This is a genomic window from Nocardia sp. NPDC051981 (assembly GCF_040680715.1).
Classification (GTDB): domain Bacteria; phylum Actinomycetota; class Actinomycetes; order Mycobacteriales; family Mycobacteriaceae; genus Nocardia.
In genome coordinates this window covers 18011-31174 of record NZ_JBFAXK010000047.1, presented here as the reverse complement: position 1 = coordinate 31174, position 13164 = coordinate 18011, and the positions used below count along the sequence as shown (strand labels likewise).

Annotated in this window: 16 protein-coding genes and 1 pseudogene; 7 read left to right on the top strand and 10 right to left on the bottom strand. The window is 65.7% G+C overall.

Annotation, left to right across the window (positions count from 1 at the left end):
- Positions 1-320: 320 nt before the first annotated feature.
- Both AB0L60_RS41260 and AB0L60_RS41255 read left to right on the top strand, forming a co-directional pair.
- The gene (locus AB0L60_RS41260; protein WP_364625997.1) at positions 321-809 is read left to right on the top strand and encodes a DinB family protein; all 489 of its coding nucleotides are present in this window, start codon (positions 321-323) and stop codon (positions 807-809) included.
- Positions 810-1013: 204 nt separating this feature from the next.
- A complete protein-coding gene (locus AB0L60_RS41255; protein WP_364625994.1) occupies positions 1014-1637 on the top strand; it encodes a DapH/DapD/GlmU-related protein in 624 nt (207 codons plus the stop codon).
- Positions 1638-2231: 594 nt separating this feature from the next.
- Here AB0L60_RS41255 and AB0L60_RS41250 read toward each other — a convergent pair.
- The 6 genes from AB0L60_RS41250 to AB0L60_RS41225 all read right to left on the bottom strand — a co-directional run bounded on the left by AB0L60_RS41250 (position 2232) and on the right by AB0L60_RS41225 (position 7172).
- Entirely contained in the window at positions 2232-2624 is a 393-nt protein-coding gene (locus AB0L60_RS41250) for a reverse transcriptase domain-containing protein (RefSeq protein WP_364626011.1), read from the bottom strand.
- A 23-nt stretch (positions 2625-2647) separates the two neighbouring features.
- Complete coding sequence (locus AB0L60_RS41245) at positions 2648-2848, bottom strand: reverse transcriptase N-terminal domain-containing protein (protein ID WP_364626008.1); 201 nt, start codon at positions 2846-2848, stop codon at positions 2648-2650.
- A gap of 912 nt (positions 2849-3760) precedes the next feature.
- A complete protein-coding gene (locus AB0L60_RS41240) occupies positions 3761-4480 on the bottom strand; it encodes an alpha/beta hydrolase (protein WP_364625991.1) in 720 nt (239 codons plus the stop codon).
- A gap of 130 nt (positions 4481-4610) precedes the next feature.
- Positions 4611-5477 carry an alpha/beta hydrolase gene (locus AB0L60_RS41235; RefSeq protein WP_364625988.1) on the bottom strand — a complete coding sequence of 289 codons (867 nt, stop codon included), beginning with the start codon at positions 5475-5477 and terminating at the stop codon, positions 4611-4613.
- Positions 5478-5703: 226 nt separating this feature from the next.
- Positions 5704-6474: an SDR family oxidoreductase gene (locus tag AB0L60_RS41230; RefSeq protein WP_364625985.1), complete on the bottom strand. Its 771-nt coding sequence runs from the start codon at positions 6472-6474 to the stop codon at positions 5704-5706.
- Positions 6471-7172 (bottom strand): DUF998 domain-containing protein, encoded by a 702-nt coding sequence (locus AB0L60_RS41225; protein WP_364625982.1) that lies wholly within the window; start codon positions 7170-7172, stop codon positions 6471-6473. The genes AB0L60_RS41230 and AB0L60_RS41225 overlap by 4 nt, the downstream gene beginning before the upstream one ends.
- Positions 7173-7230: 58 nt before the next feature.
- On the opposite strand from AB0L60_RS41225, the gene AB0L60_RS41220 reads away from it, so the two are divergent.
- Complete coding sequence (locus AB0L60_RS41220; RefSeq protein WP_364625979.1) at positions 7231-7818, top strand: TetR/AcrR family transcriptional regulator; 588 nt, start codon at positions 7231-7233, stop codon at positions 7816-7818.
- A 59-nt stretch (positions 7819-7877) separates the two neighbouring features.
- Here AB0L60_RS41220 and AB0L60_RS41215 read toward each other — a convergent pair whose 3' ends face one another.
- Entirely contained in the window at positions 7878-8855 is a 978-nt protein-coding gene (locus tag AB0L60_RS41215; RefSeq protein WP_364625976.1) for an NmrA family NAD(P)-binding protein, read from the bottom strand.
- Here AB0L60_RS41215 and AB0L60_RS41210 point away from each other — a divergent pair.
- The 3 genes from AB0L60_RS41210 to AB0L60_RS41200 all read left to right on the top strand — a co-directional run bounded on the left by AB0L60_RS41210 (position 8842) and on the right by AB0L60_RS41200 (position 11569).
- Positions 8842-9609 carry a helix-turn-helix domain-containing protein gene (locus AB0L60_RS41210; RefSeq protein WP_364625973.1) on the top strand — a complete coding sequence of 256 codons (768 nt, stop codon included), beginning with the start codon at positions 8842-8844 and terminating at the stop codon, positions 9607-9609. The genes AB0L60_RS41215 and AB0L60_RS41210 overlap by 14 nt on opposite strands.
- A 438-nt stretch (positions 9610-10047) precedes the next feature.
- Positions 10048-10641: a PadR family transcriptional regulator gene (locus AB0L60_RS41205; RefSeq protein ID WP_364625970.1), complete on the top strand. Its 594-nt coding sequence runs from the start codon at positions 10048-10050 to the stop codon at positions 10639-10641.
- A complete protein-coding gene (locus AB0L60_RS41200) occupies positions 10628-11569 on the top strand; it encodes a cellulase family glycosylhydrolase (RefSeq protein WP_364625967.1) in 942 nt (313 codons plus the stop codon). The genes AB0L60_RS41205 and AB0L60_RS41200 overlap by 14 nt, the downstream gene beginning before the upstream one ends.
- 76 nt (positions 11570-11645) lie before the next feature.
- Here the strand turns inward: AB0L60_RS41200 and AB0L60_RS41195 are convergent, their stop codons facing one another.
- Entirely contained in the window at positions 11646-12038 is a 393-nt protein-coding gene (locus AB0L60_RS41195; RefSeq protein WP_364625964.1) for a hypothetical protein, read from the bottom strand.
- 210 nt (positions 12039-12248) lie between these two features.
- On the opposite strand from AB0L60_RS41195, the pseudogene AB0L60_RS41190 reads away from it, so the two are divergent.
- Positions 12249-12395: pseudogene (locus AB0L60_RS41190) on the top strand (alpha/beta hydrolase); the annotation flags it as partial.
- Positions 12396-12669: 274 nt separating this feature from the next.
- On the opposite strand, the gene AB0L60_RS41185 reads toward AB0L60_RS41190, so the two are convergent.
- A complete protein-coding gene (locus tag AB0L60_RS41185; protein ID WP_364626005.1) occupies positions 12670-12780 on the bottom strand; it encodes a hypothetical protein in 111 nt (36 codons plus the stop codon).
- A complete protein-coding gene (locus AB0L60_RS41180; protein ID WP_364625961.1) occupies positions 12753-13163 on the bottom strand; it encodes a phosphoglycerate mutase family protein in 411 nt (136 codons plus the stop codon). The genes AB0L60_RS41185 and AB0L60_RS41180 overlap by 28 nt, the downstream gene beginning before the upstream one ends.
- Position 13164 lies beyond the last annotated feature (1 nt).

Below are 13164 nucleotides of genomic sequence, written 5' to 3'. Positions count from 1 at the left end.
GCACGTCCTGCCACGGCGTCCCCGCCCGTGTCCGCGCGACCTAACTTAAGATCAACGGCCCCGGGGCATCTCGGGGCCATCGCGGTGTCCGCTCAAGCCGCATACCGCGCTGACCGAACCGGCCAGCGCGGGGCATCGGAAGATCAACTGGCCGTGCGGATCCGAGGCCGGCGGAACGTCCGCTACTGCCGAGTTGCGGATGATTTCGATGCCGCCATATCCTTCGGCCGGCCGACCACGAGGACTCCTCGAGCAGGTACCGAGAACAAAACCACGAGTACGACAGGCAGATTCAGCCCAACCAAAGGATAGAGTCGGCAATGACCTGGTCAAGACCACGAATCACCATCGGCGATGAACGTCGAATGCTCGAGAACATGCTCGACCGCAACCGCGCCGAATTGGTCAACACATTGCGCGGCCTGTCCGAACAGGACGCCCGCCGACGCCTCGTCGCGTCGATGACCACCCCGATCGGACTGGTCAAGCACGCCGCAGTCGGGCAGCGTATCTGGTTCCAGCACGTCCTGGCGGGCCTACCCGAGGGCGAATGCGACGGCGGAACGACGCCGGGTGATGCCAGTTTCGTCGTCGACGACACCGAAACCGTGGCCGACGTGATCGCCGAATTCGACCGCGGTAGCGAACGTTCCCGAGCGATCGCCGCCGACTTCGACCTAGACGACGTGCGGACCCACCCCCGCCTCGGCGAGGTGAGCCTGCGATTCATCTATCTGTTCCTGATCGAGGACTTCGCACGTCACGCCGGCCACGGTGACATCCTGCGCGAGCAGATCGAACATCCCTGAGCATTGTGCCGCACGACAATCCAACGACAGTCGGTGCAAGTGACCGCTCATGCCGCGAGCCGCGCGGTTCGAAGCGGCTACGGAGTGGCTCCCCCGAACGTTCTCAATTGCCGCATACCGAGCTGACCGAACCGGCCAGCGCCGGGCATCGGAAGATCAACTGGCCGTGCCGATTCGACGCCGGCGGAACGTCCGCTACTGCCGATGAGCGAGTATCCGTTCCCCACTCAGATGCGCAAGTATGGCGGGATGGCGAGCGACAACTTCATGCTGATCCACGATGCCGAGCTCCAGGCCCAGGGCGAACGGGTTCTCGGTGCCGAGTTCAAAGCGATGCACGAGCGGGTTGTGCAGGTCACCGAGTTGACCTCCCGGCTCAACATCCTGCCCTTCGACGACGAGACCGGAAAGGCAGCCCTGCTCGAACAGATCCTGGGCCGCCGCCTCCCGGCCGGAGTCACGATTTACCCGCCCTTTTACACCGACCATGGCCTTCGACTCGACTTGGCCGAGCGCGTGTTCATCAATCAGGGGTGTACCTTCCTGGACTACGCCGGTATCCGGTTGGGCCGGGGCGTGATGATCGGCCCGAAGGCCACGTTCATCACCATGGGCCACCCGGTAGACCCGGAGGAACGGCGCCGATTCCTCACCGGTGCACCGATAGATGTGGCGGAGAACGTGTGGATCGGTGCCGGAGCGATGATCTTGCCCGGGGTCAGTATCGGGCGGGACGCCGTGGTCGCCGCCGGCGCAGTCGTGGCCGATGATGTGCCGGCGAGGACCTTGGTGGCTGGCCCCAAGGCCGCTGTGCGCCGAGATTGGTAACGCGGGACAGTGGCGACCCACCTTGCTGCCCAGCATCCTGTCATGCCGCTGACCGCTCGGTTCGGAACGGCTAGCGCGGCGCGGCCGAAGATCAACCGGCAGAGAAGATCTGAGGTCGGCCGGCCGCACTGAAATGCCGAGATACGGACGAGAGGCGCGGTGTTCCAACCTGCAACTACGGGTGGCTGCTGCGAAGATTCGCAACATGATCTGGCCGATACGCATACCCGTCGACCGACTCGATGACGGTGGAGTGTCGTTGAGTTCGTATTCCTCCGCCGACGCGGAGTCGTTGTTCGATGCGATACGTGACGAACGTGCGTGGGAGCACATTCCTCGCAGGGTGCCAAGGGATTCCGGCGAGCTCGATGCCGATGTTCTGGCTGCGCTCGCCGACGGTCATCGTTTGACGTTCACGGTGCGTAGCGCGGCAACGGTGGTAGGCAGGACGTCCGTGCTCTGGGAGCCGTCGTCTCCCGATGGTGTCGAAATCGGTGGGACGCAGTTCGATCCAGCAGTGTGGGGCACCGGTGTGAACATGCGGGCGATACTCTGGCTTCGAGCACGAGATCGCTCTATGCGAAGACAATGGCGTTACCGCTTGGGGTGGTCAGGACGAGCTCGGCGCCCCAAAGCGGGGAACGTGCCGAGCGAGCCGAGGATGTGGGCGTGGTCGAGGTGGTCGAACGCGGCGGCCAGATCGGCGTCCAGAATCCACACGCGTTTGGCGTCGGTGCGGCTGACGGTGGTATGGATGGCCACGATGGCGTCGTGGCATCCCCGGCCCGGCCGGAACCCATAGGATTTGGGTTCGAACCGGGCCTCCCACTCGGGTTCCAGCGCGTTGACCGCCAGCGCTTGCAGCGCCCGGTCGGCGATCACGGGAATCCCCAGTCCGCGGCGGCGCCCGTTGCTTTTCGGTATGAACACCCGCTTGACCGGCCGTGGCGACCACGCGGCGGTGCGATGCTGCAACCAGTCGACCATGTCGGTCTTCGGCTCCGCATCGGTCACCACCTCGCCGTCGATCCGGCGGTCTTGCGGCCCGCGTTGATCTCCGTGACCCGCCGCACCGACATCAGCGCGTTCGCGCGGGAACGAAGCATCAACTTCTGCAAATTCCGGACCTTCTTCAGGTCCCCTGCCTGTGATGCCGCGAAGATCCGCTGCCGCAATCGCCGTACCTGGTCCTCGACCGCGCGCCATCGCACGGCGTCCCAATCCAGGACCGGGTCTCCGGGTCCGTTCACCAGCAATGTGTTGTCCAACTTGCCCCTTGAAGTTCCAACGATTCGGTCATCGAGTCATCCGCAGGCTCACCCGGCTCGCGTCAGCGCCCTTTCAGGTCGAGGCAGCAGCCTCTATCCGGCCATTTATGTGGGGTCACCAGCGGAGGAACTGGTTGTGCGGCACCCGGTTTCCTGCGGCCTTTCGGCCCACCGGCATTCGCTTCTCGAGCCATCCTGCCCCCGCTGCGGAAATCAGCCTTCCTCACAGTCGGCCTACCAAACTCGAAAGAGGTTGGACCGCATCGGGATTGTCACGTTCCGCATGAGACAGACACGACCGGATTGGGTGCCCTCTGTACCTCGGGGACGGTGGTGCGCACCCGCCCGGCCAAATTCGCCCGGACGGCACCTGCCGCATTCCAGCGGCGAGTCCCTATCTCCCACTGCCACTTCCCATCGGTGAGAGTGCTCATGACGAGGCGTCGACGAGGGTTCACACGATTCACCCGCCCGGTCTTCCCCAGCCTGTAACCCCGGATGGAACGAGGGTCCTTGGGCCCGCGCCCTCGGGCTTCGCACCCCACGGTCACCCATGACGCACGCCGAGGCGGGGACGATCCACGCGCACGGGATCGGGAACTACGTCATCGGCATCAGCCGATCCCTCCTTCTCCGAGTTCCACTGTTACTCATGCGACTTCGTGTCGCACAACCTCGTTGATCCACGACGACCCTGCCCAGCACTGGGGGTGATGGTGGACGACACGCCATTTACCTCCTCCGTCCCTTCATTTGCGTGACCTGGCTGGGGAGATAGAGGTTTGTTGGTCACCGGCTGAGTCCTGTCGGCATACGATCGCTGGGCGTACCCGACAGGTCTCACCGGTGCGGTAATCAGCGCCCGACGATGGCGCTGTTGATGAATTCGGCGGCGCGTACGGGTTGGCTGATGAAGGCTGTGTGCGAGCCGTCGATCTCGTCGATGGTCGATCCCATGCGTTTGGCCATGAACCGCTGGGCTTCGGGGTTGATGGCGTTGTCGTGGCGGGCGACCTGGTACCAGGAGGGGATCTGTTTCCACCCGGCTTCGCTGGCCTTCTCGGCCAGTGCGGCCGCGGCGAGCGGTCGCTGTGCGGCGCCCATGACCTGTGCCAGGTCGACCGGGACGTCGGCGCAGAAGGTTTCGCGGAACCGCTCCGCATCGATGTACAGGTCGGGCCCGCCGGCCGCGCCCGGCGCGTCGTAGGGCGTCGGACGGGCCGTTTCGGCCAGCAGCGACGGCGCGAACGGCTGTTGGACGTCGATACAACTCTCACCGGCGTCGAGACTGAACGCCGCCAGGTACACCAGCCCCGTCACATTGCTCAGCCCGGCCGCGGCCTGGCCGATCACTGCGCCCCCATAGGAATGACCCACCAGCACTACCGGCCCGTCGATCGCCGCGGCGACCGAGCGCACCACCCTGGCGTCATTTCCCAACCCCCGCAGGGGATTCGGTGGCGCGATCACGGAGTGACCGGACGCGGACAGTTCTCGGATGATCCCGGCGAATCCCGAGGCGTCGGCGAAGGCGCCATGGACGAGCACCACTGTGGGAGCGGCCTGATCAGACATCGGTTCTCCTTCATCGTTGTGTTGTTCAAGCATGTGCGATGCATTTCCCGGCCGGGCTGCAATGTGGGAAGTCCGTTTCTCTTGTGTTGTGCTGCAGCCGGAACGGCGCATTCGTGGGCCCGGGTGCGGGTTATCGACGAGTTGCGACTGCGGCCTGTTCGATCAGGTCGGTGACCGCGTCGGGGGCGGTCTGCATGATCAGGTGCGGTCCTGCCACCTCGACGGTGTGGGCACCCGCACGGGTTGCCATGAACCGCTCCAGGTCCGGCGCGATCGCACGATCCTGTTTGGCGACCAGGTACCAGGATGGGAGGTTCTTCCAGGCCGGGGCGCCGGAGACCCCGGTCACCGCGGCCAGACTGAGCGGACGCTGTTCGACCGCGAGCGCCCGCTGCTGCGACGGCGACACCGTGTTGTCCAGGAACACATTCGGGTATTGGGCGGGGTCGATGGTGAGTTCTGTTCCTGTGCCACCGGTGTCGGGAAAGGATGACGGCGTGGCCGGGACTGCGGGGATTTCCTTGCCCTGTGGACTGGAGTTCAGGCTCGCCAGCGAGTCGCCCTGATCGGGTGCGAATGCCGCGATGTACACCAGCGCCTTGACCTGGGTGTTGCCCGCCACGGCGTTGGTGATGACCGCGCCTCCGTAGGAATGCCCCACGAGGATGATCGGCCCGGTGGTCTGGCGTAGCACGTCGGAGATGTATGCGGCGTCGGAATCCAGCCCGCGCAAGGGATTCGGCGGTGCCTTGACGGGGAACCCCGCCTTCTGCAGTTCGGCGACGACGGGCGTCCAACCCGCCGCGTCCGCCCACGCCCCGTGCACCAGCACGATCGTCGGCTTGTCACCCTGCCAGTCCGCGACCCCCGACACCCCGGCCGAGGTGGACGCCGGCGCGGAGTCGTGGTGGTCGGTCTGCGTACAAGCGGTCAGGGCCCCGGCCACGGCGGCCATGGCCGCGGCGACGACAGCGGCCCGGCGGGCAAGAGTCTTCATGATGGTGAACTCCCAATCGTGTGGATCGTGAGGGCGGGTTTGGGGTGGTGGTGTTCGAGCATGCGCGCGCATTCCCCTGTCACTCCGAAATTGCTGGAAAGTCGTATCTACTTGCCTTGTGGTACAGCCGAATCGGTGGATCTGCGGCCAAGAATGCGGGTCATCGACGCGTCATGACTCGCGGCCCGCTGGCGATCAGACGACGGAGACCAGAGAAGCGGTCTGGTTAACGGATGGCCTGGTGTCCGCCGTCGACGGGCAGGATCGCGCCGTGGATATGGGCCGCCTCGGCACTGGCGAGGAAGACCACTGCGGCGGCGACCTCGGCGGCCGTGCCGGGGCGGCGGTCGGGTGTCGACGCGGCCAGACTGCGCAGTGTCTCGTGGTAGGAGGCGTTTTCGTCGGTCATGGTCGGGCCGGGGGCCACGGCGTTGACGCGGATGCCGCGCGGCGCGAGTTCGGCCGCCCAGGATGTGGTGAGCGAATGCAAGGCCGCTTTGGTCGCGCCGTAGAGGGCGGATACGGCGTTGCCGGCCAGGCCGCTGAGGGAGCCGGTGTTGACGATCGCACCGCCTCCGGCCGCGATCATTGCGGGGGTGATCGCGGCGGTCAGCAGTGCCGGCGCCTTCACGTTCACGGCCAGGGCCCGATCGGCGAGCGTCTCGTCGACGTCGAGCAGGGACTGGGCGGGGATGAGCAGTGCGGCATTGTTGACCAGCAGATCGACCGGGGCGCCCAGGGCCGCCGCCGCGGCATACGCTAGTTCGGCTGCGGCGCTGCCTGATTCGGCAAGATCGGCGCGGACGAAGTGCGCCACGCCTCCGGTCGCGCGGATCGTCTCGACGACGGCCTCGCCCGCATCCTTGCTGCGGCCCGACACCACGACTGCCGCGCCTTCGCGAGCCAGTGCGATCGCGATTGCGCGTCCGATACCCGAGGTCGATCCGGTGACCAGTGCGCGGCGACCGGTCAAGCGCTGGGTTGCGGTGAGATTCATGCGGAGAGCCTTTCCGTGGGGACAGGTAGGGGGCATTCCGGAGCGCGTCGGGCCCCGGCAACGAGAAGTGCTGTGCCGAGCAGGATTTCGAAGGCGAGGATGGTGTAGACCGCGCCGCGTTCGGGTATCCCTCCCGCCGCGTGATACAACGGCCGATCGGCCTGCAACAGCGCGAACGAGGCCAGCCCGAGGGCCCCGAGGGCAATGCTGGTGCGGCGCAACCACCTCGGTGTTCCTCGCCGTGTACCGACGAGAATCGCGACGACATTGCCGCTCACGATGGCCGCGGCCGCGCCGATGCCGTGCACCACGAGAACGCCGTTGTGCTGGTTGGCGGCCGATTCGTGGAAGAACCCGACCAGGATGACGCCGACGCCGTGCGCGATCACGAGTCCGAACAGCAGGCGTTCACGCCGTTCCCGGGCTGCGAGCAGCAGTGCCGCGGCGATGAACAGCACGCCCTGGCCGACGAACGCGGTGTTCATGACCGAGTGCAGGGGTGAATCGATCGTGCGGCCGTCGAAGACATCCCCGGCGACCGGGTTGCCCAGATCGCTGATGAAGTTCACGGCGTAGCTGTAGGTGGGGTGGTGCCAAGCGCGAGCTGTGATGTACTCCAGGGCCACGTATTGCAGCCCGGCCAGCACCAGCAGCGCGCCCGCGAAACGGCCTCGGCCCGAGAGGTTTTGGACTTTCACGTCCACTAGGCTGGCACCAATTTTTTGGACTTACAAGTCCAGAAATGTAGGGTGAGGCATGCCCACTCGCAAAGGGGAGGCGACCAAGGCCCGCATCGTCGAGGCCGCCGCCGATCTGCTCGTCACCGGCAACGACGTCAACCTCGATGACGTCATGCGCCTGACCGGCACCAGCAAAGGCCAGCTGTTCCACTACTTCCCCGACGGGAAAGACGAGTTACGCCGCGCCGCCGCCGAACGCCACCTGACCCGCCTCGCCGAAGCCGACACCCCGGCCGCACCGCTCACCACTTGGCAAGGATGGGAAGCGTGGATCGAGCAGATCCTGCACCTGCATTCCCAGCAAACGATCAATGACGCCTGCGAAATCGCGGCCCTCGCGGGCCGCGCGCTCGACACCGACACCTTCACCCGGGATCTGGTCGGCCGCATGTACGACCGCTGGATCGACCAACTGCGCGACCAACTCTCGGCCATGCAACACGCCGGTCTCCTGCGCTCGGACGCCCCGGTATCGGCACTGGCGTCCGCGTTCGTCGCGGCCCTGCAAGGCGGCGCGATCATGGACAAGGCCACCGGCTCCCACCAACACCTCACCAACGCCCTGCATCAGTCCCTGGCACTAATGCGCGCCTACGAGGCATAGGTTGCTCGACATTCACTCCCCCCGACCGTGTCGTGAAGTACCTGAGTCAATGCGGCTGCTCACGGTTGGTTCGACTCACCGGCCGGACTGCTGATCGTATGGTGGAGAAAGCTGTCGCGGTGAGTGTGGATGAACTCGGCGAAAGTCTGGGGCGGACGGCCGATAGCGTCGTCGAGCGAAATGGGGTCGTGCCGCGGTGTGATCGGCCGTTGTGAGAATTTCTCGCCGATGCTGGAGATGTGTTGGGCCATGGCGGGATTGATCGTGGCGAGGGCGTCGTGTCGCGCGAGGTCCTCGAGGTCGCGTTGCCACCGGTCGGCCGGAATGTGTTGATATTCGACGGTCTTTCCAGTTTCGCCGCTGATGAGGGCGGCGATGTCTGCGTGTGTGTACAGGGCAGCGCCGGGCGGATACACGATGGAGCCGGCGGGGTATCGGTCCGGGTCGGTGAGAGCGGCGACGGCGAGGTCAGCGGCATCGCGGCCGCTGATCCACGGCATGGCGGCCGTACCGAAACTGTTGGCGAAGGTTCCCGCGCTGCGGATGGATGCGGCATGCAGGAGCGGGATGTTTTCGTAGAACAAGGCGGCGATTCGCAGGATCACCGGTTGCAGCCCGGCCCAGGAGAACACCTCTTCGGCGGCCGAATGGGCACGACCCAGTGCGCTGGGACTATCGGGGGCCGCGGCGGACATCGACATCACCACCAGACGCGGCACGGGCGCGGCGGCGCGCATCGCGGAGGCCAGATTCGCGGCGGCCTGCACGACGCCTGGCGCCACGGGGTAGGTGAAGTACACCGTGCTCACGCCGTCGACTACGGCGTCGAGTGTCCGGCGATCGAGTAGATCACCCCTCGCGATCTGCACCCCGATCTCACGCAGTCGGTGCGCTCGGTCGTCATCGATGCGAACCAGTACGCGAACGGCCCGGCCTTGCTCGCGAAGACGTTGCGCCACATGGGAACCGGTGCCGCCGTGGCGGCCTCCCGCGCCGATGACAAGCGTGATGGACCGTGAATCGATGGAAGAGGTCACGGCACGTCCTTTCGATAGTTCACTCACAGATGAGTGCCGAATCGCGGCCGTGGATGGCCGCTGCGCTCACGCTAAAACAGTAACTACTATTATGCAAGTCACTAGTTGGTGGGAGGATGAGCGGATGCGACGCACGAGTTTCGAGACCATGGGCTGTCCGATAGCCGGTGCGCTCGAGCATGTCGGCGACTGGTGGACTCTGCTGATCATGCGAGACGCGCTGGACGGATTCAGCAGGTTCGACGAGTTCGGCTACAACTTGGGGATCGCCCCGACCATGCTGACCAGGCGCTTGAATACGCTGCTCGAGAGCGGCTTGCTCGAACGCAGGCAATACCACGACGCCCCGGCGCGGTTCGAATACATCGTGACCGACAAGGGTCGGGATCTTGTCCCAGTGCTGGTCGCCCTCTATGGGTGGGGCCGCAAGCACGCCGACGCTAGCGAGCCGAGCGTGGTCCTGGTCGATCGTGAAACCGGTGACGAAATCGTTCCCGACCTTGTTGACGCGGATACCTGTCGTCCACTGTCGTCCGTGAACCTCACCTTCCTGGCTGGGCCAGGCGCCGACGACCGGCTGCGCGAACGCCTCGACCCCGATCGCCGCGCCGCCCGCCGCCGCCGCAACCGCAGTACGGTCGATCAGCGAAAAGCACCGACCCCAGCCACTCTGAATCCCAGAACCACACCGTCCCCGGCCGACAACTCCGCCGCGCCCCCAGGCGCGATTCCCGGACCGTCGGAGAACAACTGATTGATGCGCCAGGGCGCCGAGCCCGTGCACGCCGCAGACGCAGTCCGATGGGTGCGCCCCCAGCCCGGCGCACCTCGATGACCGGCAGGGCTTCGAGGCGAGCCATGCGTCGGTCGACGGCGAGGTCCTCGGCGCCCCTAGATGATTGATTCCAAGGGGTGTGGTGCGCGGCGTAGCCGCGCGCCACACTCGCAGCGATGACCGGACCGGTGGACGCCTGCCGCTGCAAGGTGGTGAAAGATCTTGCTGGACAATGAATTCCGCTGATTGCGGAGAGAATTGGGCGAGAGTGTCGTAGGTCAAGGTGGTGAGCTCCACTCACCCGCGAGCAATCTCGATCGACCGGACGTCGTTGTCCGAGCTGACGGCCAGTGGACGTGGTGACATGTCGTCACATATAGTCGAATTCGACCAATCGAATTCGAACAAAGGAGGAGCATGCCGCCCAGGCCACTGTTCAGTCCTGCGGCGCTGGCCGTGCTGGGGCTCCTGGCGGAAAGCGCGCGGCACCCGTATGAGATGCGGACCCTGTTGCGCGAGCGCGGGCTCGACCGCACTCTCGAGCTCAAGCACGCGACGCTGTACGACCTATTGCCCCGGCTGGCGGCTGCCGGACTGGTGGAGCAGGACGACCCGGCGCGCGCCGGAAATCGGCCGGAGCGCATGGTCTACCGCATCACCCCGGATGGGGTTGCCGCGCTGCGGAAGTGGCTGCGGGAGTTGCTGAGCGATCCCGTGCACGGCGCGGCCGCCTTCGCCGTGGCGCTGGCCTTCATGTTCGCGCTACCCAGAAGTGAAGTGGCGGAACTGGTTTCGCTCCGGGCCGAGCGCATCAGCAGCACCATCGGGGAGGTCGATGCCGGGCTCGCTGCCGCGCTGGGCGTCGAGCCGGTCTTCCTCACCGATCACACCTACGCCCAAGCACTGCGCCGCGCCGAGCGGGACTGGCTGCTCGCCTTCGCGGCCGACCTCCGCCAGGGCACCCTGTCCTGGCCCCTCGCGGATGAGGAGTACTCCGATGACCATTCATGACATCAACCGGCTGCTGGCTCGCGCCATCAACGTGTGCCCGAACCTCGGGTCCGAATTGGAGTCCGGCTACACGATCGAGCTGACCGCACACGAATTCGACCTCTTCCAGCAGGCGGGGTTCTGCGCGGTCCGGTTGGGTGTCTACTGGGCGGCGCACTGCGGCGATGCGCCCGAATTCCGTATCGTGCCAAAGGCTTTGGACCGCGTGCACACCTACCTGGACCTGGCGGCCGAGCGCGACCTGGCGGTGGTGCTCACCAATTTCCTCGACCCGGACCTGATCGCGAACCCACCCCAGCATCTACCTCGCCTGCTGTCGATCACTGACCAGGTCGCGACCGCGTTCGCCGACCGCCCGCAGTCGGTGGTGCTCGAGCCATTCACCGAACCCCGCGACGCCCTCGACCCACTGTGGAACGACACCCTGCGCGAGCTACTGACCGTGATCCGCAAGACCGACACCGAGCGCGCCGTCGTCTTCGGCCCCGGCGCTTACAACAACATTCGCATGCTGCCCCAGTTGGCGCTGCCCGACGACCCCAACCTGATCGTCACCATCCATCAGTACTGGCCGATCACCTTCACCATGCAGGGCGAGGAATGGCTAGGCGCCGACACCCCGTTCGGAGAACCGCGCTCATGGCTGGGCACCACCTGGACCGGAACCGACCAGCAGCGCGGCGAATTGGCCGCAGGCTACGAGGGCTGGCCGCCTGGGCCGAAGCCAACCAGCGCCCCGTCTTCGTCGGCGAATTCGGCACCACCGCCAAAGCCGACCCTGCCAGCCGCGCCTGCTGGACCGAGTTCAACAGGCGCCAGGCCGAAGAACACGGGTTCTCCTGGGGCTGCTGGTCTTTCGCGCCCACCTTCGCCCTCTACGACCTCGAATCCCAGAGCTGGAATCAGCCACTGTTGCGCGCACTCATGAACTGACAAGGTCGCGCCGATGCGGTCCTTCGGCGACTCATGGTGACACGATTCTTACCGACAGGTTTCCCGTGGGTTCAGTCGGACTGAAGCGATTTCAGCTGGAACTCACGGCCTTTCGACGGGCGCATGCACGGAATCGCGGTGGGTTCGCCGCCGGAGTCCAATGGCTCTCGAGATTCGGCTACACCACCATCGGCGAGCAGCCACTCGGCGATCTCGTGGCTGATGTTGAACACCATCGACAGGAGCAGTGGATCTGGGCCGTCGGTCAGCGCCTTGTGCAGGATGGGGTCAGCGCGGATCGGGTCGATGCTGAAACCATTGGGGCCCAAGGAGAACCGCACGACTTCATGGGAGACCGGTCCGGTGCCGAGCGAGGTGCGTTTGCCGATGAGGACGTGCCGATTCGGGCTGTGGCCAACTCGCGCGGCGATGGTCGAGTGCGGGTAGTACACAGCAAGGCTCACGACTGTTCTCGCCATGCACGATTTCACCGCCGCGGCGGTCCGCGGACGGTGCGCCTACTACTGTCCGGACCCGATCGCACACGATGATCCCGGAATCGGCCACTCAGAAGCCTTCCGACCAAACACAACCCAGTTGTTCCAGCACTCTCCAGTCATCGGCGCGGCCCTCGGGCTGCCTGCCGAATATTCGATCGCGAGGAGCACCCATGCCTGTCAATAATCACCGCCGACGGCGTCGACATCTACTACAAGGACTAGGGAAGTGGACAGCCCATCGTCTTCAGTCACGGCTGACCGCTGTCGTCGGACGACTGGGACGCGCAGCTGATGTTCTTCCTGGCTCACGTCTTCCGCGTGGGCCAACTGCTGATTGCGCCAATGCGCTCGGTACCTGGAGCGGGATTTGGTCCGGGCGGCTCGCAGCCGTTCCAGCCCGGTGTCGCGGGGTCCTGGAACATGGTGGAACTGGTCCATCCGACCGGCGGAAACCGGAGTAAGTGGTTGCCGCCGGTCCCCTCATGATGGATTTCAGGACCGCATCTGGTTGCCCGCAGGGTCCAGGTGGTGGCGCGGAGTGTGGTGGCTGTCGGCGGGGCGATGTCGATGCGCCAGAACGCTTCGGCAGGGGCGTTCAGTGTGCACAGCACAGCGGCGCGCGTACCACGGCGGGATGGGTGATCGCGACGATGGGCTCACCGCGGCCGGCCAGGTCGGTCATCCAGGTGCGGACACGGTCGAGCAGGTCGGTGATCGATTCACCGCCGTGGGCGCGGTAGGCCGGATCGGTGAGCCGCCCATCAACCGATCCGGGTCCAGCGCCTGCATCGATTGTCCGGTCCAGTCACCGCAATCCAGATCCCGCAACGCCGCTGCGGCGTCACCGCTGACCCCGAAAAAATCAGCGGTTTGCTGGGCCCGCCCTGCCCGACCATGCACGACCGATGCGCGGCCGGGCAGGCCGCCGATCTTCTCGGCCGAGCGCATCCCGAGGGGGTTGAGCGGTTCGGCGATTACTACCTGAACCCCTTCTATGTTCTCGTGCTGGTGAAGGTACTGCTCTGCACTGAAATCCCTGGTCGGCGTTGCAGTTTCGTCGGTAGCGGTGGTGTGCCCGGTGCGAGTCATT